Below are 19,893 nucleotides of genomic sequence, written 5' to 3'. Positions count from 1 at the left end.
GAACAGCTATGAATCCGTTAGTCATCAAGTTAGGTGGTGTGTTGCTGGACAATGAAGAAGCACTTGAGCGCCTGTTCATGGCGGTTGTGGCTTATCGTCAGGAATATCACCGCCCGCTGGTCATTGTTCACGGTGGCGGCTGCCTGGTTGATGAGCTGATGAAAAAGCTGAATCTGCCGGTGGTGAAAAAAGCCGGTCTGCGTGTGACTCCGGCGGATCAGATTGACATCATTACCGGCGCGCTCGCGGGCAGCGCCAACAAAACCCTGCTGGCCTGGGCGGTCAAAAACCACATCAATGCGGTGGGGCTGTCTCTGGCGGACGGCGGCACGGTCAGCGTGACGCAACTGGATGAATCACTGGGCTACGTCGGTAAAGCCGAAGCCGGTAATCCGGCGCTGATCAACACGCTGCACGGTGCAGGCTACCTGCCGATTGTCAGTTCTATCGGTATCACCGCTGCCGGTGAACTGATGAACGTCAATGCCGATCAGGCGGCGACGGCGCTGGCGGCCACGCTGGGCGCGGATCTGATCCTGCTGTCTGATGTGAGCGGCATTCTCGATGGCAAAGGCCAGCGCATTCCTGAGATGAGTGCGGAGAAAGCCGAACAGCTTATCGATCAGGGGATTATCACTGACGGCATGATCGTCAAAGTTCACGCTGCGCTGGACGCCGCACGTTCTCTCGGACGTCCGGTCGATATCGCCAGCTGGCGTCACGCCGAGCAATTGCCGGCACTGTTTAACGGCGTCGCGATCGGCACACGCATTTTGGCGTAACGCATCGTCCGGCGTATCCGGTACACACTTTTGTCAGGGCGCAGCAGAGTGCGCCCTTTTGCATAAAAAATTTCAGGAGCAGGAAAATGGCACTTTGGGGCGGACGTTTTACTCAGGCAGCGGATCAGCGGTTTAAAGAACTGAATGACTCATTGCGTTTCGATTACCGGCTGGCAGAGCAGGACATCGTCGGTTCCGTGGCCTGGTCCAAAGCGCTGGTGACCGTCAACGTTTTAACGGCTGACGAGCAAATTCAGCTGGAAGAGGCGCTGACCGTTCTGCTGGAAGAAGTCCGTGCCAACCCGCGCGCTATTTTAGCCAGCGACGCAGAAGATATTCACAGCTGGGTTGAAGGCAAACTGATCGACAAGGTCGGCAATCTCGGTAAGAAACTGCATACCGGCCGCAGCCGTAATGATCAGGTCGCGACTGACATTAAACTGTGGTGCAAAGCGCAGGTCGTGGAACTGGGCGACGCGCTGCATCATTTACAGCAGGCGCTGGTCGCCACTGCCGAAGCCAATCAGGACGCGGTGATGCCGGGTTACACCCACCTGCAACGCGCGCAGCCGGTGACGTTTGCGCACTGGTGCATGGCGTATGTCGAAATGCTGGCGCGTGATGAAAGCCGCCTGAAAGATACCCTGACCCGTCTGGACGTCAGCCCGCTGGGATGTGGCGCGCTGGCCGGTACCGCGTATCCGATGGATCGCGAACAACTGGCAGGCTGGTTAGGTTTTGCTTCCGCGACCCGCAACAGCCTCGACAGCGTGTCTGACCGCGACCATGTTCTTGAACTGCTGTCTAACGCGGCGATCAGCATGGTTCACCTTTCCCGTTTTGCCGAAGACCTGATCTTCTTCAATACCGGCGAAGCGGCGTTTATCGATTTGTCCGATCGCGTGACGTCAGGGTCTTCCCTGATGCCGCAGAAGAAAAACCCGGATGCGCTGGAGCTGATCCGTGGCAAATGTGGCCGTGTGCAGGGCGCCCTGACCGGCATGATGATGACCATGAAGGGTCTGCCGCTGGCGTACAACAAAGACATGCAGGAAGACAAAGAAGGGTTGTTCGACGCGCTCGATACCTGGATGGATTGCCTGAACATGGCGTCTCTGGTGCTGGACGGCATTCAGGTGAAACGTCCGCGTGCGAAAGAAGCGGCGCAACAGGGCTACGCGAACTCTACTGAACTGGCGGATTATCTGGTCGCCAAAGGCGTACCGTTCCGCGAAGCGCACCATATTGTCGGTGAAGCGGTGGTGGAGGCGATTAAGCAGGGCAAAGCGCTGGAAGCCTTGCCGCTGACCGATTTGCAGAAATTCAGCAGCGTGATTGGCGACGATGTGTATCCGATCCTTGAGCTGCAATCCTGTCTCGACAAACGCGCAGCCAAAGGCGGCGTTTCTCCGCAACAGGTCGCACAGGCAATTGCCGATGCGAAAGCGCGTTTAGGGCTGTAATTCCTGAAATTTCTCCCCCTGTGAAGGGGGAGAAACCCGGCTAAACAACGATTTCTTCCCAACGGCGCGGACTCTGCGTCAGCAGTTCGCCTCCCGTTTCGGTCACCCGTACGTCATCCTCAATTCTCACACCACCGAGTCCCGGAATATAAATCCCCGGCTCAATCGTGATGATCATTCCCGGTTCCAGCGGTTGCGCATTTTGCGGACTGAGGGCGGGCGCTTCATGAACATCTAATCCCAGACCGTGCCCGAGATTGTGGCTGAAATAGTCGCCATACCCCGCCGCAGAAATGCTATCCCGCGCCACGGCATCCAGTTCCTGACAACGGATCCCAGGCCTGACCGCCTCGCGTGCGGCCTGCTGCGCGATAAATACCGTGTCATACATCGCCTTCAGTGCCGGGCTGACCTCGCCCAGCGCGAAAGTCCGCGTCATGTCGGAACAGTAATGCTGATATACCGCGCCGAAATCAATCGTCACCAGCTCTCCGGCCGTCAGCTTTTTCTCTGTCGGACGCCCGTGTGGCAACGCCCCGCGCGGGCCTGACACCACGACGGTATCGAAGGCCGTTTTGCTGCCACCGGCCTGCCGGACCGCCATTTCGAGATGGTCGGCCAGTGCTTTTTCGCTGATGCCCGGTTGGATCAGCGGCATCACCGTCTGTAAGGCATGGTCGGCTATCGCGGCGGCCTGACGGATTTTCACGATTTCATCAGGATATTTATGTATCCGCAAAGCCGACGCATCCCGGTGTTGCAGCGGCACATTGCACTGTTTTTCCAGCGCCTGCCATGCCAGATGCGATAACGCGCTGGCATCGGCATATAGCCGGTCGCCGGGCAGATATCGGGTGAGACAGTCCGCCAGCGTCTGCTGCGCCGTGAGGGTCAGCACATCAGCGCCCGGATTGTTCTGCTGGCATTCGGCGCTGTAACGGCCATCGACCAGTATCCACAGGCCGGTTGCTGTGACCAGCACGTAGCCGGAGGCACTGTACAGATCCGCCACCGCATATTTGCTGAACCTGTCGGTCAGAAGCACGGCGGGAATATGCTGCTCTGCCATCTGCTGGCGCAGGGCAGTCAGACGTTGCTGACGACTCATGGTGTCCTCCGGACTCAGGCGATCTCGAGTAAGCCTTTTTTGATCAGGCGGTTACGGTAGAACACGCAGGTGACGGCGATAAACAGCGAACCTGCGATCAGACCGGTCAGGTAAGCCGGAATGTTGCTGATCAGCGGCCATGCCCAGATAGCGGATTCCGGGAACCATTGCACCGCACCAAGCGAAACCCCAAGCAGCGCGCCGATAATGGCACCGATGACGTACACCGGAATGACAAACCCCGGACGTTCCAGTGCAAACGGAATCGACCCTTCGGAAATGCCCATAAAGCCGAGGAAAATCGCGGTGCGGCCAATCTGATTGAACTGGCGGTCGTAAACACGGCGGCCAACCAGCCATTTATCGATGACCGTTGACAGCCCCAGGCCAAACGACGGGATCACGATGGCCAGACAGCGCGCGGTGATCGGCAGAACTTTTTCGGTGGTGAAGCCCAGCGCCACAAACCCTGCCGCTTTGTTGACCGGACCGCCCAGGTCAAACGCCGTCGCCGCCGCCAGTAAGGTGGCGTAGAAGTAGGTGCCTGCCGCGCCGGCGGCCTGCAAGGCTTCTTTGATCAGCGTGTTCAGCCAGCCACCGACCGGCGTGATCAGGAATACCATCAGCAACATCGCCATAATGGCGGAAATCAGCGGGATGAAGAATGTGGTTTTGAAGGCCAGCCAGTTGTGCGGCAGTTTGATGGTGTTATTCAGCCAGCGAACGAAATAGCCGACCACAAACGCAATCACGATCGCACCAAGGAAGCCGGAAGCGACCGGCGCGACGGCAGCCCATTCTCCGCCGACCAGCGCCGGAACAGCCACCGGTTTGATCGCCACATAGCCGCCGATAAAGCCCGCCGCCAGTGCCGTTTTCCCGCCGATAGAGTTGGCGGTAAACGCCGCGAACATCGGTATCGCAAAGCCAAACAGCGTGAAACCAAAGCTTTCCATGATGCTGGCGATTTGCAGCATCCACACCGAACTGCCGCTGAAACGACCACTGTTAAGCGCCGCCATGATCGACTCATCCGGCGACATACCCAGAAAAACATAAGGAATGATTTGCGACAGTGCGCCGATCAGACCGCCCATAATCAGCACCGGGATCATGTAGGAAATGCCGGTCATGATGTGTTTGCTGAACTCTTTCCAGGCATGGCTCTGGCCTTTGCCTGCGGGTGCCGCCGGTGTCTCTGTGGCCTGACTGTGACCGGTGTTGATGACTCTTTTTCTTATCGTCACGGGGAACTCCTTGCGCTTAAAAAAGCAAATGTGGAATTACTGGCGCTGATCTTCTTCGATTTCGTCGATCAGTCCGCCCGCGTTTTTTACGGCGTCTTTCAGCTCGACTTCATACACTTCAACGCCATTAAACCGCTCGATGTTTTGCGGCGTGATACCGGTGGCGTGGATGATCACCGTGGCCTGCGCGATGTCTTCCGCTGTCAGTTCGTTCTGGATGCCGTCGGCACCCTGTGTTTCGATTTTCACCTCATAACCGCGTTCACGGGCGGCCACTTCAATGGCTTCGGCAGCCATAAAGGTATGAGCCAGTCCCATCGGGCAGGCGCACAGCGCAATCAGTTTTTTTGCAGACATTTTCAGATACCTCGTTTTTCTGGGGTGGCGGCGGGCAGGTTTGCCAGCCGGTAAAGCGCTTCGGCGTACATGCCGGTCGCGCTGATAAAGCGGCACAAACTGCCGTATTCGTCCGCACCATGCGTATTGCCGGAAGAGCCGTCAGGAAACTCACAGCCGAAGATCACGGCGTTTTGCATCGCGCTGGCGTAACTGCCTGCGCCGGTGGTGCGGGAAGGATGATGGTGATCGCCGGTGTGGCGGGTGTAAATCTCATGCAGCGTCTGCACCAGCGCACTGTCTGGCGGATAAAAGCCCGGCGGTTTGACCGGCTCAATATCAATACGGCTTGCGGGCCAGCCGCGAAGCCAGCGTGTCAGGCTGGCGGTAATCTCTTCTGTACTGAGATTCTCGGGATAGCGCACGTTGAGCGTCAGTGTCATCTGCCCGTTACCGATGTTGAGTACCGTGGGCACCAGCAGGATCTGCCCGCATTCGCCCGGGGTATCCAGCGCAAAACGCACGCCGTTCTGGCCGGTTGTCGCGTCGGTGATGTCGCAAAGTTGCTGCGTCCAGTGACTGCTGAATCGCTGATGCAGTAACTGCGCCGTGGCGGTGATGGGATTCAGGCATTGTTCCGGTTTAGATGAATGGCCGCCACGGCCATACAACTGCCAGTGATCGGCGCAGGCCGGTTCCGCCAGCAGCGTAAAACCGTCCGCCAGTGTCCATCCGCCGGAGTAAAGTGAAAGGCCACGCAGATGCGCGACATCAGGAATGGTGTTCACGACGTTGCCGCAGGCCACGTTCAGCCCGGTCTGTTCAACCGGCGACGTCAGCCTGACCAGCAGCGAACCTTTTTCACCGTAGATCACCGGAAATTTTCCGTCCGGCGTGAAGGCAAATGCCGGTTGCGGCTGCGATTCAAAATACCGGCGGATACAGCGGAAGCCGGTTTCTTCGTTGCCGCCCGCCACCAGCCGGATCCGGCGCGCCAGCGGCAGTTTCAGCTCGCGCAGAATATCCAGCGCCAGCCAGGCGGCGATCATCGGGCCTTTGTCATCCACGACGCCGCGACCAATCAGTTTGTCGCCCAGACGGGACAGCTGATAGGGCGGGAAATGCCAGCCGTCACCGGCAGGCACGACATCGGCGTGACCAAAGACATACACGATCTCGTCGCCGCTGCCGTATTCGATATGCACGGCATGGTGATCGACATTCAGGGTCGCGAGCCCGGCGTTGTCGCCCAGGGTCTGCCACCAGTGCAGCGCATCGGCAATGCCGCGGCCAAAGGGGGCGTCGGGCTGCCGGCTGTCCGCGTCGAAAGGCGAAGGGATAGCCACCCATTGCGCGAGTAATGTGAGGAACTGCGTGGCCCGATCCCGGGCGTGTGCTGAGAAGTCGATCATTGACCCTGACCCTGTGAAAAACCTGGATACAGCATCAGCGGTGGTGGAAAAAGCGTCAAAAGGCGCGGGTCAGGAATGATAAATAAAACGGGTAAAATTTTTCGCCGATTTTTTTTACCTGCCTGCCGGACAGGTTAAAGGAAGACGGCAGGCACCGTCAGGCGGGGATCGCCGGGCAATAATGTGTTGCCGTCCAGCTGATGTTGCAGGCATTCCAGCACCCGACGGGCCAGCGTGCGGTGACGGGCGGCAATCACCGGCAATTGCAGTTTCAGGGATGACTCACATTCGCCGAAACCGGTCAGGGCGATGCGCCGTGAAAACAACCGCCAGCGGTGTGCCTGTGTTCCGCTAAGCAGCGTGTGATGCGCCGCCTGCAAAACCGTCGGGTTATCGCACAGGATTGCCGAGATTTTGGGGTGCTGTTTAAGTAACTGTTCGGCGGCGCGGGAGGCATCCGCAAAGGTGGCGGCGCAGGGCAGGCTGAGCGACGGTGAAAAGGCCACGCCCGCTTTACCCAGCGCCACGGAAAGCCCGCCCAGTCTTTCGGCGCGTACCAGCGAATGGTTTTCGCCGCCGAGATACGCGATATGTTTATGCTGTTGCTTAAGCAGGGCGTCCGTTGCCTGATGTGCCGCCAGCGCATTGTCCGGATGGACGGCGGCAACCGGACCCGGATGATGATGGGCGCTGATCCCGGTCAGGGCGATGTGACGGGCGTCAGCGCGTGAACTCAGCGCCTGCAACACATCGGGGTTATCGTTGAGCAGCCTCCCGCACACCAGCATGCCGCAGATGTCCTGTGTCAGAAGCGTTCCGGCCTGAGCCAGTAACCGCGAAGGGTGCAAATCGACATAAGAAAGTGCGAGGGTAAAACCGGCCTGTTGCAGGGTTTTCGCCAGCGCCGGCAGTAACGCGGCGGAAAAATCGCAGTCATGCGGCAGTAACAGGCCAATGCGGGGCAAAGAGGCGGGGACGGCGGTGGCAGGCAACTGATATCCCAGTTGTTCGATGGCCTGATAAATTCGCGCTACCCCTTGCGGGGAAATACGGCCTTTGCCGCCGAGCACCAGTGATACCGCCGAAACGGACACCCCTGCCAGACGGGCGACATCCTGCTGCGTAATTTTGTTGCGGGGTTTTTGCGCTGTCATCGTTCCGCCATTCGCCATGAAACAACCGCAAAGTGTCGCAGGAGAAGAGCAGGAAAACAGGGTGGGCGATCTCAGAAGGGGATTGTTAAATAAAAAAAGGCGGACCCGAAGTCCGCCGAAAGTTCACGTAGTCTTACTTTGCTTCTTTTTGTCGATAATGCAGGGACTTCTTGTCTTACTTTTTACAGCAGATTTCTTATGTCGGTTACTGTGCCACTTCGCACACGTCCTGCGTTTCTGAGTGCAGGTACACTTCCAGATCGTCACTTCCCCCGATGTGGCGTCCGCCGATAAAGACTTGTGGTACTGTCGCCCGGCCCGTTACGGCGCGCAGAGAGACGGTGGTCGCATCTTTACCTAATACAATTTCTTCGTACTGAATGCCGCGTTCCTGCAACATTTGTTTGGCTTTCGCACAGAACGGACAGCCCGGTTTGGTGAACACGGAAACCGATTCCTGCACTTTAAATTCAGGTGCCAGATATTTCAGCATGGTGTCGGCGTCAGACACTTCAAACGGGTCGCCCGGTTTGTTTGGCTCAACGAACATCTTTTCCACCACGCCATTGCGCACCAGCATGGAATAACGCCATGAGCGCGGGCCGAAACCTAAATCGGCTTTTTCCACCAGCATATCCATGCCTTTGGTGAACTCGCCGTTACCGTCCGGAATGAAGGTAATGTTGGAGGCGTTCTGTTCCGCTTTCCACGCGTTCATCACAAAGGTGTCGTTGACGGAAACGCACAGAATGCTGTCCACGCCGTGACTTTTGAACACCGGTGCCAGTTCGTTGTAACGTGGCAGGTGGCTCGATGAACAGGTCGGGGTGAACGCGCCCGGCAGTGAAAAGACAATCACTGTTTTATTTTTAAACAGCTGATCGCTGGAGAGATCTACCCACTGGTCGCCCTGACGGGTATGGAAAGTGACTTGCGGTACGTTTTTCCCTTCCTGGCTTGCAAACATGAATAACCTCTTAATTAATAAATAAAATCGAATATGTTTTCGGCGTGGCCGTTTCGTTGGGAGGCATTATTCACGATAATGGTTGATAGATATAATCGTTGATTGCTATCTTATCTATCGTTAACGGCTATCGCATCGCCTTATAGGGACTGGAGGAAAAATGAACATTCGCGATTTAGAGTATCTGGTGGCACTGGCAGAGTTTCGTCACTTTCGTCGCGCCGCAGATTCATGCCATGTCAGTCAGCCAACGTTGAGCGGGCAGATCCGCAAACTGGAAGATGAGCTGGGCGTTATGTTGCTGGAAAGAACCAGCCGCAAAGTGTTGTTCACTCAGGCCGGTCTGCTGCTGGTCGATCAGGCGCGGACGGTGTTGCGCGAAGTGAAAGTGCTCAAAGAGATGGCGAGCCAGCAGGGCGAGGCGATGTCCGGGCCGATGCATATCGGGCTGATCCCGACCGTCGGGCCTTATCTGCTGCCGCAAATTATTCCTTCGCTGCACAAAACTTTTCCGAAACTGGAAATGTATCTGCACGAAGCACAAACCCATCAGCTTCTGGCGCAGCTCGACAGCGGAAAGCTCGATTGTGCCATTCTGGCGCTGGTGAAAGAGAGTGAAGCTTTTATAGAAGTGCCGCTGTTTGATGAGCCAATGAAACTGGCGATCTATGACGATCATCCGTGGGCATCGCGCGATCGCGTGGCAATGGCCGATCTGGCCGGTGAGAAACTGCTGATGCTGGAAGACGGGCACTGTCTGCGCGATCAGGCGCTGGGTTTCTGTTTCCAGGCGGGCGCGGACGAAGATACGCATTTCCGGGCAACCAGTCTGGAAACCCTGCGCAATATGGTGGCGGCGGGCAGCGGGATCACATTGCTGCCATCACTGGCCGTGCCCAATGAGCGCAGCCGTGATGGTGTGACATATCTGGCCTGTGACAAACCGGAACCGCGCCGCACCATTGCGCTGGTCTACCGTCCCGGTTCGCCACTGCGCGGGCGTTACGAGCAGCTCGCCGAAGCCATCAAAGAGCACATGCAACCTTACATGGATAAAACCGCCGTCTTAAAACAGGCGGTTTAAGCCGTTCAGTGCCGCCACGCGATAGGCTTCCGCCATCGTCGGATAATTGAAGGTCGTATTAACGAAATACTCGATAGTATTGCCTTCACCTTTCTGTTCCATGATGGCCTGGCCGATATGAATAATCTCGGCTGCGCGTTCACCAAAGCAATGAATACCCAGAATTTCTTTGGTATCGCGGTGGAACAGCAATTTCAGACTGCCGACGTTCATGCCCGCAATCTGTGCGCGTGCCAGATGCTTAAACTGCGCACGGCCCACTTCATACGGCACTTTCATCGCCGTCAGTTCCTGTTCGGTTTTCCCCACGGAACTGATTTCAGGAATGGTGTAAATGCCGGTCGGAATGTTTTCGATCAGATGGACTTTGGCTTCCCCCTGAATCATCGCCTGCGCGGCAATACGGCCCTGATCATACGCGGCCGAGGCCAGACTCGGATAACCGATGACGTCACCGACCGCATAGATATGTGACAGCGCCGTCTGGTACATGCTGTTTACTTTCAACAGACCGCGGCTGTCGGCTTCCAGACCAATGTTCTCCAGACCCAGATTATCGGTGTTACCGGTGCGTCCGTTGGCATACAACAGCGCATCCGCTTTCACTTTTTTGCCGGATTTGAGGTGCATGATCACACCGTCTTCCACGCCTTCGATCATCTCGAATTCTTCGTTGTGGCGGATCACCACCCCGTTGTTCCAGAAGTGATAGGACAGGGCGTCTGACATTTCCTGATCGAGGAAAGACAGCAGGCGGTCGCGGGTGTTGATTAAGTCCACTTTCACGTTCAGACCACGGAAGATCGACGCATATTCACAGCCGATCACCCCCGCACCGTAAATAATCACATGGCGCGGTTCATGGCTCAGTTCGAGGATCAGGTCGCTGTCGTAAATGCGCGGATGTCCGAAATCGACATTGGCCGGGCGGTAAGGGCGTGAGCCGCAGGCAATGATGATGTTGTCTGCGGTGATTTGTTCGTGTGTGTTGTCCGGATAACGGATATTGATGGTATTGGCATCGACAAAACTGGCATCGCCGGAGAACAGCTGGCACTGGTTTCTTTCATAGAAACCCTGACGCATACGGGTCTGCTGATTAATAACGGAATCGGCGTGACGCAGAATGTCGGGGAAACTGGAACTCATTGTGCGGGAGTTATCGCTGTAGAGCGGGTTTTGATTAAATTCGATGATTCTGCTGACGGCGTGGCGTAATGCTTTGGAAGGGATGGTTCCCCAGTGAGTACATCCGCCACCGACGTTGTTATAGCGTTCGATGACAGCAACCCGGGCGCCTTGTTTAACCAGTCCCATCGCGGCGCCTTCTCCGCCAGGGCCTGAGCCAATGATGATGGCATCAAAATGTGAGTGCTGTTGCATAGTTCGAAACCTATTTTTATACAAAATCACAACGAGAAAGTAACATATTACACCTATTTACCCCACATGCAGTTGTCATTTAATGGTAATGCAGCAACATTCTGACCCACTTTATGCTGTGGTATCTTTGGCTCCGACCGTGAAAAATTTTGGTATAGTGAAGCGATATCGGGCGAATAATCAAAAAGAAGAACACTATCCGGATGAAGGTTATGGGCGTAAGAGCACAACAAAAAGAGCGCACGCGTCGCTCACTGATTGAGGCGGCTTTTAGTCAGCTCAGTGCCGAGCGCAGCTTTGCCAGTCTGAGTCTGCGTGAGGTTTCCCGCGAGGCAGGCATTGCGCCAACCTCCTTTTACCGGCATTTTCGTGATGTGGATGAACTGGGCCTGACCATGGTGGATGAAAGCGGGCTGATGCTGCGTCAGCTGATGCGTCAGGCGCGCCAGCGTATCGCCAAAGGCGGCAGTGTGATCCGCACATCCGTCTCTACCTTTATGGAATTCATCGGTAATAATCCCAACGCATTTCGCCTGTTGCTGCGCGAACGCTCCGGCACGTCTTCCGCATTCCGTGCGGCGGTCGCCCGTGAAATTCAGCATTTTATTGCGGAACTTGCCGACTATCTGCAACTCGAAAATCACATGCCGCGCAGTTTTACCGAAGCGCAGGCAGAGGCCATGGTGATCATCGTTTTCAACGCCGGTGCGGAAGCGCTGGATGTGGATATCGCACAGCGCCGCCAGCTGGAAGAGCGGCTGGTGCTGCAGTTGCGGATGATCTCCAAGGGCGCGTATTACTGGTATCGCCGTCAGCAGGAACGCACGGCTGTGACTCCCATCAATAATAAGACCCGAGGTAAAGAAGATGACCGAACAACCGAACCAGGATAATGGCACTCTGGTTTTGGCGTTGATTGCCGGGCTGTCGATTAATGGCACATTTGATGCGTTATTCAGTTCCGTCGTAACGTTTTCGATTTTCCCGATTATTTCTCTGGTACTGGCGGTGTATTGCCTGCATGTACGTTATCACCGGGGAGAAATGCCCAAAGGATTACCGGTGCTGGCTGCGGCCTGCTTTCTGCTGGGATTGCTGCTGTACAGCGCGATTGTCCGGGCGGAATACCCTGAACTGGGTTCGAACTTCCTGCCCGCGCTGATTTGCGTGGCGCTGGTGCTGTGGATTGGTGTGAAGCTGAAAAAACGTAAGTCTTCCCCGCAGTAATATCATTTCCGGTTCTTCTTATAAGGCAATCTTCGGATTGCCTTTTCTTATTCCGTCCTCACTTAATGAACTGTCATTTCATTAATATCAAACCTATGTTCAATATTTAGATATTGATCGCCCACTTCTTCATTTCATTGCCATAAAGTTCGTTTGAGTGGCAAAAACCAAAAGGTTTTCATTCTGCCTCCTCGCTAATTTGAATCATGGCCGGACGACATGCTGTCGTTCGCATTCAGCCTACGCCTATAGGTGATTTAACAGAGGCAAGTCGGCAATGAAAACACGTAAAATCGGATTTTTTAATTACATCGCCTACGGGTCTGGCGATTTTCTGGGGGCGGGGACAACAGCCCTGACTGCGGCGTGGTTGCTCTATTTTTACACCACGTTCTGCGGACTCTCGCCCATCGAAGCGACCTTTATTTTTGCCACCGCGCGCGTTGCCGATGCGGTTCTCAGTCCGCTGATGGGGTATCTCACCGATAACTTCGGCAATACCTGGCTCGGAAAGCGTTTCGGTCGACGCAAGTTCTTCATCCTGCTCGGTATTCCTTGTGTGTTCAGCTACAGCTTTATGTGGGTGGGCGACATGGGATACGTCTACTACCTGCTGACCTATCTGCTGTTCGATATCGTCTACACCATGATCCTGGTGCCGTATGAAACACTGGTGCCGGAGATGACCGATGATTTCAAACAGAAAACCAAATTCTCAGGCGCACGTATCGCGCTGGCGCAGCTGTCGGCGATTCTCGCCGCCTTCCTGCCGGGGATTCTGTTGCAGCATTTCGGCAAAGATAACGCCATCTCCTTCTTCTATTCGAGTCTGGTCTTTGCGGTGATTTGCGCCTTCGTTCTGACGCTGGTGTATTTCTTTACCTGGGAACGTCCGGAAGAGCTCAAATCTGAAGCCACGAAGAAAATTGAGCGTGAACGTCAGCAACTGACGCTGGCACAAAGCCTGAAACGTCTGAAAGTGGAATTGTCTTCAACACTGCGCATCAAAATTTTCCGTCAGCATCTGGGCTTATACCTTGGCGGGTATATCGCGCAGGACGTGTTTAATGCCGTGTTCACTTATTACGTGGTGTTTGTGCTGATGCAAAGCGCGTCGATTGCGTCCAACCTGATGGGCATGATGGCGATTCTGCAATTCGTGGCGGTTATCGGCATGATCCCGCTGTGTATCCGCTTCGGACCGGCACCGTCTTATCGCCTCGCGGTATCCCTGTTCGGGCTGGCGACCATTTCCTACGGTGTGCTGTATTTCACCGGCATGAATGATTCGATGTCATTACTGCTGCTGATCTCTGCCCTGGCCGGTCTGGGACGTGGTGGCATCAACTACGTGCCCTGGAACATCTATACCTATATTGCTGATGTTGATGAAACCATTACCGGCCAGCGCCGCGAAGGGATTTTCGCCGGTGTGATGACGTTGACCCGTAAAGCCTCGCAGGCGGGCGCGGTGATGCTGGTGGGGATTATTTTGCAACTCGCCGGATTCGTTTCCGGGCAAAGCCAGCAGGTACCGGCAGTCGGCCATACCATTCTTGGCGTGCTGGTGATCGGCTCCTTACTGATGCTCAGTATCGGTTTCACCATTTCCCTGTTCTTCCGTCTTAATCAGAATACGCACGGTGTACTGACCCGCGAAACACAGAAAATGCGCGATGCCAACCGTATCGTGCCGGAGCAAATTACGCCGGAAGACCGTGCCACGGTCGAAATGCTGACAGGGATGAAATACGAATCTCTGTGGGGCAATAACAACATCGGTTATCTGCATCGCAATAACCCGCCACCAGAAAAGCTGACCCGCGAAGATGCTGCTGAAATGCCGGTCCAGGGACGTTTGTAAGTTTTGAATTCACAGGAGAAAGCCATGAAAGTTTTTGAAGTTAAACACAGTGCCTTACTGCGACAGCCGGAACATTTCATTTCACGCAGCGAACTGAAATCGCTGATCCATAACGTGACAGACAATCTGGTGAATATCGAAGATAAAACCGGTGAGTTCCTGTTGCGACTGGACGATGGCCGCGTGATTGATACCAAAGGCTGGGCAGGCTGGGAATGGACGCACGGCATCGGGCTGTATGGCATTTATCAGTATTATCAGCAGACCGGCGACGAAAAAATGCGGGCGGTGATCGATGACTGGTTTACCGCGCGTCTGGCCGAAGGCACGCCGACCAAAAACGTCAATACCATGAGCCCGTTCCTGACGCTGGCGTATCGCTACGAGGAAACCGGCAATGCGGCATGGCGTCCTTATCTGGAACGCTGGGCGGAATGGGTGATGTATGAAATGCCGCGCACCGATAAAGGCGCGATGCAGCACATCGTTTATAACAACGAAAATCATCAGCAAATGTGGGATGACACGCTGATGATGAGCGTGTTGCCCCTGGCGAAAATTGGCAAGCTGCTGGACCGTCCGGAGTTTGTCGAAGAAGCGACGTATCAGTTCCTGATGCATGTGCAGTATCTGATGGATCGAGAAACCGGTCTGTGGTTCCACGGCTGGACGTTCGACGGACATCATAACTTTGCGCAGGCCCGCTGGGCGCGTGGCAACAGCTGGCTGACCATCGCGATCCCGGAATTCCTCGAACTGGTGGATTTACCGGAAAATAACGCCACCCGTCGCTATTTATTGCAGGTGCTGGAAAGTCAGGTCAGTGCGCTGGCGAAATGTCAGGACGACAGCGGTTTGTGGCATACGCTGCTCGACGATCCGCAGTCTTATCTTGAAAGCTCGGCAACCGCCGGTTTTGCCTACGGCATTCTGAAAGCCGTGCGTAAACGTTATATCGATGCGTCTTATGCGCCGGTTGCGGAGAAAGCCATTCAGGGCGTGATCAAGCACATCAATCCGGCCGGGGAACTGACGCAAACCTCATTCGGGACAGCGATGGGCAATGATCTCGATTTCTATCGCGAAATTGCGCTGACCTCGATGCCTTACGGGCAGGCGATGGCGATCCTTTGTCTGTCAGAATATATGCGAGTCTACTTGTAAGGCGGGCAGTATTTTTGCTGAGAAGAGATTGAAATAAAAACGGGCACTCAAAAGGTGCCCGTTTCTGTTTCCGCGTTTGCCCGTCAGATTTTTTCCAGCAGAACGCCGGATTCCATATGGTGGGTGTACGGGAACTGATCAAACAACGCCAGACGTGTCACGCGGTGTGTTTTGCTCAGTGTTTCCAGATTCGCACACAGCGTTTCCGGATTGCAGGAGATGTACAAAATACGGTCGTAGCCTGCCACCATTTTTACGGTTTCGTCATCCAGCCCGCTGCGTGGCGGATCGACAAAAATGGTGTTGCATTCGTATCCGCTCAAATCAACATCCTGCAAACGGCGGAATTCACGCACGCCGTTCAGTGCCTGGGTAAAATCTTCTGCCGCCATGCGGATAATCTGCACATTATCAATATGGTTTGCGGCAATGTTAAATTGCGCGGCAGCCACTGACGGCTTGGCGATTTCTGTGGCCAGTACGCGGCGGAAGTTACGCGCCAGCGCCAGCGAGAAGTTGCCGTTACCGCAGTAAAGTTCCAGTAAATCGCCGGTCGCGTTTTCCGTGGCCTTCAGCGCCCATTCCAGCATCTGAATATTCATCTCGGCATTGGGCTGGGTGAAACTGTTTTCCACCTGACGATAAATCATATCGCGGCCCGCTACCGGCAGCACTTCATCGACATAATCCTGATCGAGCATGATTTTGGTTTTCGCCGCACGACCAATCAGCTGGATATCAAAACCGTCGGCGCGCAACTGGTCGCGCAGGGCAGTGGCGGCCTGCTGCCATTCGTCATCAAGCTTACGGTGATACAGCAGGGAAGCGATGATTTTGCCGCTGCGGGTTGATAAATAGTCGATCTGGAAGATCTTACGGCGCAATGCCGGATCTTGCTTCACGGCGGCGATCAGCACCGGCATCAGGCGGTTGATCAGTTCGCTGGCGGCCGGGAACTGGTTCACACGCACGCGGGCTTTGGTCTGCTGATCAAACATGATGTGGTACAGGTCGCCTTCATCATGCCAGACGCGGAATTCGGCGCGCATACGGTAATGGCTGACAGGAGAACGGTAAACGTCAGGCTGCGGCGCATGAAAAGGCGACATCATCGCCGTGAGACGTGCGGTCTTTTCCGCCAGCTGGTCGTCATATTGTTCAATGGGCAGGTTTTCAGGCGTCATCGGTTATCTCGTCTGGCAGGAAGTAAATGGACAAACTTTGCGGGGGATTGTAGGGAAAGTCTCCCTTATGTCTACCTTTGTTGTGTTTATACCGCGAAAGTTCGTCAGACATTACGGATGTCTGGATTTCCAAAAGGGTTGATCGTAGGATTGCCCTTCGGCCTCATTGACTGAGTTAAAAGGGAATCCGGTGTGAATCCGGAACTGGCGCGCAGCGGTATGGGGAAATCACGGCGATAGCATTCTTTATTATGCAGACACTGTTTCTTCTTTTTCTTTCCCTCTTTATATAAAGGGAAGAGAGTAGCGGAGATGGGAAGTCATCGCCCGGTGCAGGTGTTTTTAATTCATGAGCCTGCAAATCCTAAGTCCGAAGACCTGCCGATGTTACGTCGCATTAATCATCGTCGTCGCGAAATACCGCCGGTGATCCTCTGCGGCATCCGCCAATTAAGTTTGGATGCTCGATTCATGACAATTAAAAAGCATGTGCTGCTGACGGCATTATCCGTCACGGCTTTTTCAGGGTGGGCGCAAGACAGCACTTCCACAAACAGCAGCGATAATCTTGTCGTTACTGCCAACCGTTTTCCACAGCCTGTTTCTTCTGTTTTAGCGCCAACCGATGTGGTGACGCGTGACGATATCGACAGATGGCAGTCAAAATCCGTGGCCGATGTGCTGCGTCGTTTACCCGGCGTGGATATTGCCCAGAACGGCGGAATGGGCCAGCAGGCTTCGTTATTCGTTCGTGGTACCAACTCCAGCCATACTTTGGTGTTAATCGACGGCGTGCGGCTTAATCAGGCCGGTATTTCCGGCGCGGCCGATATCAGCCAGATCCCTATTTCTCTTGTTCAGCGTATTGAGTTTATTCGTGGCCCGCGTTCTGCGGTGTACGGTTCCGATGCGATTGGCGGTGTCGTTAACATTATTACCACGCGTGATAAAGACGGCACCACGCTCGGCGCGGGTGTCGGCTCCCATGGTTATCAGAATTATAATGGCTCTACGCAACAGACGCTGGGTGAGAACACCACGCTGACGGCAGCAGGGGATTACACCTATACCCGTGGCATTGACGTGGTCGCTGACGGCAACACCGGCGGCGTTCCTCAGCCAGACCGTGACGGCTTCATGAACAAGACGCTGTATCTGGCGTTGCAACACCAGTTCAATGAAGAGATCAGCGGCTTTGCCCGTGCCTATGGTTTCGATAACCGCACAGCTTATGATGCGTATTACTCGCCGGGCAGCGCGCTGATTGATACCCGTCAGCTTTACAGCCGTACCTATGATACGGGGCTGCGTTATGAAAATGGTATTTACGCGACGCAGTTAATTGGCAGCTACAGCCACGTCAAAGACTATAACTACGATCCGAAGTACGGGCCGTATGACGCTTCCGCATCACTGGATGATTCTGATCAGTACAACGTGCAATGGGGTAACACCCTGCAGGTCTGGAAAGGGGAAGTCAGCGCCGGTCTGGACTGGCAGAAACTGACCACCGAGCCGGGAACCAATTATCTGGCCGATGGCTATGACCAGCACAACACCGGCGTGTATCTGACCACTCAGCAAAAAATCAGCGATTTCACGCTGGAAGGCGCGGTTCGCAGCGACGATAACTCGCAGTTTGGTCAGCACACCACCTGGCAAAGCAGTGCAGCCTGGGAAGTCATCGACGGCTACCGACTGATTGCTTCTTACGGTACAGCCTATAAATCGCCGAATCTGGGACAGCTTTATAGCAGCTATGGCGGCAACCCTGATCTTAAGCCTGAAGAAAGTAAGCAATGGGAAGGTGGACTGGAGGGGCTGACCGGTCCTCTTAGCTGGCGCCTGAACGTCTATCGTAACGACATCGATCAGATGATTGATTACGACGACTCGACCAACGTTTACTACAACATCGGTAAAGCGACAATTAAAGGAGTGGAATGGACAGGTTCCTTCGATACGGGTCCGCTGCAACACCAGATTACGCTGGAATATCTCGACCCGCGTGATGCGACCACCAACGAAATTCTGGCCCGTCGCGCCAAACAACAGGCGAAATATCAGATTGACTGGAATATTGCCGACATCGACTGGTCGATCAACTATCAATATCTGGGACAACGTTACGATACCGATTACGGTTCTTATCCTTATCAGACCGTTAAACTCGGTGGTGTCAGTTTGTGGGATCTCGCCGCATCATATCCTGTGACCTCACATCTGACGGTTCGTGGTAGAATTGCCAACTTGTTTGATAAAGATTACGAGACGGCTTATGGCTATGCCACACCAGGACGTGAGTTCTACCTCTCTGGAAGCTATACCTTCTGATACCACACAAGTTCCTGACCGCCCGACGGTGCTGGTTTTCGATTCCGGCGTCGGCGGGTTGTCGGTGTATGATGAGGTCCGGCAGATGTTGCCGGACCTGCACTATATCTATGCCTTCGATAATGTGGCTTTCCCCTATGGTGAAAAGTCTGAAGAATTTATCGTTGAGCGTGTCGTTGAGATTGTCAGCGCAGTGGCGAAACGCCATCCCCTCTCTATTATTGTTATCGCCTGTAATACCGCGAGCACGGTTTCTCTTCCTGCCTTACGTGCCAGATTCAATTGCCCTGTTGTCGGCGTCGTTCCCGCAATTAAACCCGCGGCGAAATTAACGCGTAATGGTGTGGTCGGGTTGCTGGCGACACGTGCGACGGTTCAGCGTCCTTATACGCATGATCTGGTGGCACGCTTTGCGACGGATTGTCAGATTCTGATGCTGGGTTCTGCAGATCTGGTGGAACTGGCGGAAGCGAAGCTGCATGGCGAAGAAGTCTCACTGGCAGCATTGAAGAAAATCCTGCATCCGTGGCTGCGTTTACGTGAACCGCCGGATACCGTGGTATTAGGCTGCACGCATTTCCCGTTGCTTTCGCAAGAGCTGTCACAGGTTTTGCCCGACGGCACGCGTATGATCGACTCCGGTTCTGCGATTGCCCGCCGCGCACATTGGTTAATTGAGACTTCTCACGTCGCTATTCCAGAAAAAAAAGCCGGTGTTGAAATAGAGAGTGTCGCCTATTGCATGGCGATGACGGCAGAGGCGCAAAGTTTGCTGCCTGTTTTGCAGTCATATGGCTTCAGAAGTATCCAGGAATTGCCGCTTTAAACGCCATTTGATGAAAGATTCAGCGGTCAGTAAATTATTTGTATTTTAGGGGTTGCGGCCTTCTGAGAACTCCCTATAATGCGCCTCCACTGACCGGGAACAACGACTGACAAGTCGCCCGGACAGGAAGAGAAAAAGAAGAATGTTCGAATGAATAATCTCTTGACTCTTCAGCGGGAAAACGTAATATACGCCTCCCGCGCCGCATAAGATTCCTTGCGAACCGCGGCATGCTCTTTAACAATTTATCAGACAATCTGTGTGGGCACTCACAAGACGATATCAGCCACTTCGGTGGCAAAAAAATATCAAGTCTTAAAGAGTGACCAAGCAGTAATTCATTTAGTTGAATTATTAC

The 19,893-nt window shown here is 54.6% G+C and carries 17 protein-coding genes and 1 riboswitch; of the genes, 9 read left to right on the top strand and 8 right to left on the bottom strand.

Annotation, left to right across the window (positions count from 1 at the left end; all coding sequences use genetic code 11):
- The first annotated feature begins 8 nt into the window (after positions 1-8).
- Both argB and argH read left to right on the top strand, forming a co-directional pair.
- A complete protein-coding gene (gene argB, locus J9880_RS07060; RefSeq protein WP_095924150.1) occupies positions 9-782 on the top strand; it encodes an acetylglutamate kinase in 774 nt (257 codons plus the stop codon).
- Positions 783-868: 86 nt separating this feature from the next.
- A complete protein-coding gene (gene argH / locus J9880_RS07055) occupies positions 869-2,245 on the top strand; it encodes an argininosuccinate lyase (protein WP_119823883.1) in 1,377 nt (458 codons plus the stop codon).
- A 40-nt stretch (positions 2,246-2,285) separates the two neighbouring features.
- Here argH and J9880_RS07050 read toward each other — a convergent pair whose 3' ends face one another.
- From J9880_RS07050 to J9880_RS07025, 6 genes are all read right to left on the bottom strand, one after another.
- A complete protein-coding gene (locus J9880_RS07050) occupies positions 2,286-3,353 on the bottom strand; it encodes an aminopeptidase P family protein (RefSeq protein WP_232770255.1) in 1,068 nt (355 codons plus the stop codon).
- A 14-nt stretch (positions 3,354-3,367) separates the two neighbouring features.
- Positions 3,368-4,600 carry a PTS fructose transporter subunit IIC gene (locus tag J9880_RS07045; RefSeq protein ID WP_205948381.1) on the bottom strand — a complete coding sequence of 411 codons (1,233 nt, stop codon included), beginning with the start codon at positions 4,598-4,600 and terminating at the stop codon, positions 3,368-3,370.
- Positions 4,601-4,636: 36 nt separating this feature from the next.
- Positions 4,637-4,957: a PTS fructose transporter subunit IIB gene (locus J9880_RS07040; RefSeq protein ID WP_095924153.1), complete on the bottom strand. Its 321-nt coding sequence runs from the start codon at positions 4,955-4,957 to the stop codon at positions 4,637-4,639.
- A gap of 2 nt (positions 4,958-4,959) precedes the next feature.
- Entirely contained in the window at positions 4,960-6,348 is a 1,389-nt protein-coding gene (locus tag J9880_RS07035; RefSeq protein WP_119823879.1) for a Sapep family Mn(2+)-dependent dipeptidase, read from the bottom strand.
- Between the two features lie 134 nt (positions 6,349-6,482).
- Entirely contained in the window at positions 6,483-7,502 is a 1,020-nt protein-coding gene (locus J9880_RS07030; RefSeq protein ID WP_166654484.1) for a LacI family DNA-binding transcriptional regulator, read from the bottom strand.
- 205 nt (positions 7,503-7,707) lie between these two features.
- Positions 7,708-8,469, bottom strand: a complete 762-nt coding sequence (locus J9880_RS07025; protein ID WP_131693808.1) for a glutathione peroxidase — start codon at positions 8,467-8,469, stop codon at positions 7,708-7,710.
- 160 nt (positions 8,470-8,629) lie between these two features.
- Between J9880_RS07025 and oxyR the strand changes: the two genes are divergently transcribed.
- Positions 8,630-9,553: a DNA-binding transcriptional regulator OxyR gene (gene oxyR / locus J9880_RS07020; RefSeq protein ID WP_095924157.1), complete on the top strand. Its 924-nt coding sequence runs from the start codon at positions 8,630-8,632 to the stop codon at positions 9,551-9,553.
- On the opposite strand, the gene sthA is transcribed toward oxyR, so the two are convergent.
- Positions 9,536-10,936: a Si-specific NAD(P)(+) transhydrogenase gene (gene sthA / locus J9880_RS07015; RefSeq protein WP_095924158.1), complete on the bottom strand. Its 1,401-nt coding sequence runs from the start codon at positions 10,934-10,936 to the stop codon at positions 9,536-9,538. The two genes, oxyR and sthA, sit on opposite strands and share 18 nt — an antisense overlap.
- 212 nt (positions 10,937-11,148) lie before the next feature.
- Here sthA and fabR point away from each other — a divergent pair, with 212 nt between their 5' ends.
- From fabR to bglB, 4 genes are all read left to right on the top strand, one after another.
- A complete protein-coding gene (gene fabR, locus J9880_RS07010; protein ID WP_095924159.1) occupies positions 11,149-11,829 on the top strand; it encodes an HTH-type transcriptional repressor FabR in 681 nt (226 codons plus the stop codon).
- The gene (locus J9880_RS07005) at positions 11,804-12,163 is read left to right on the top strand and encodes a YijD family membrane protein (RefSeq protein WP_095924160.1); all 360 of its coding nucleotides are present in this window, start codon (positions 11,804-11,806) and stop codon (positions 12,161-12,163) included. Before fabR ends, J9880_RS07005 begins: the two co-directional genes overlap by 26 nt.
- A 277-nt stretch (positions 12,164-12,440) precedes the next feature.
- The gene (locus J9880_RS07000; RefSeq protein WP_232770254.1) at positions 12,441-14,027 is read left to right on the top strand and encodes an MFS transporter; all 1,587 of its coding nucleotides are present in this window, start codon (positions 12,441-12,443) and stop codon (positions 14,025-14,027) included.
- A 24-nt stretch (positions 14,028-14,051) separates the two neighbouring features.
- On the top strand, positions 14,052-15,191 hold the full coding sequence (gene bglB / locus J9880_RS06995; protein WP_119823873.1) for a beta-galactosidase BglB: 1,140 nt from the start codon (positions 14,052-14,054) through the stop codon (positions 15,189-15,191).
- Between the two features lie 83 nt (positions 15,192-15,274).
- On the opposite strand, the gene trmA is transcribed toward bglB, so the two are convergent.
- Entirely contained in the window at positions 15,275-16,375 is a 1,101-nt protein-coding gene (gene trmA, locus J9880_RS06990; RefSeq protein WP_095924163.1) for a tRNA (uridine(54)-C5)-methyltransferase TrmA, read from the bottom strand.
- A gap of 141 nt (positions 16,376-16,516) precedes the next feature.
- Positions 16,517-16,775, top strand: a riboswitch (cobalamin riboswitch).
- Positions 16,776-16,846: 71 nt separating this feature from the next.
- Between trmA and btuB the strand changes: the two genes are divergently transcribed.
- On the top strand, positions 16,847-18,709 hold the full coding sequence (gene btuB, locus J9880_RS06985) for a TonB-dependent vitamin B12 receptor BtuB (RefSeq protein ID WP_095924164.1): 1,863 nt from the start codon (positions 16,847-16,849) through the stop codon (positions 18,707-18,709).
- The gene (gene murI, locus J9880_RS06980) at positions 18,654-19,535 is read left to right on the top strand and encodes a glutamate racemase (RefSeq protein WP_232770253.1); all 882 of its coding nucleotides are present in this window, start codon (positions 18,654-18,656) and stop codon (positions 19,533-19,535) included. The genes btuB and murI overlap by 56 nt, the downstream gene beginning before the upstream one ends.
- The last annotated feature ends 358 nt before the right edge of the window (positions 19,536-19,893 follow it).

Source organism: Rahnella victoriana, assembly GCF_021276285.1.
GTDB classification, from domain to species: domain Bacteria; phylum Pseudomonadota; class Gammaproteobacteria; order Enterobacterales; family Enterobacteriaceae; genus Rahnella; species Rahnella victoriana.
The sequence above is the reverse complement of the archived record's forward strand: the minus strand, read 5'-3'. Positions and strand labels throughout refer to the sequence as shown.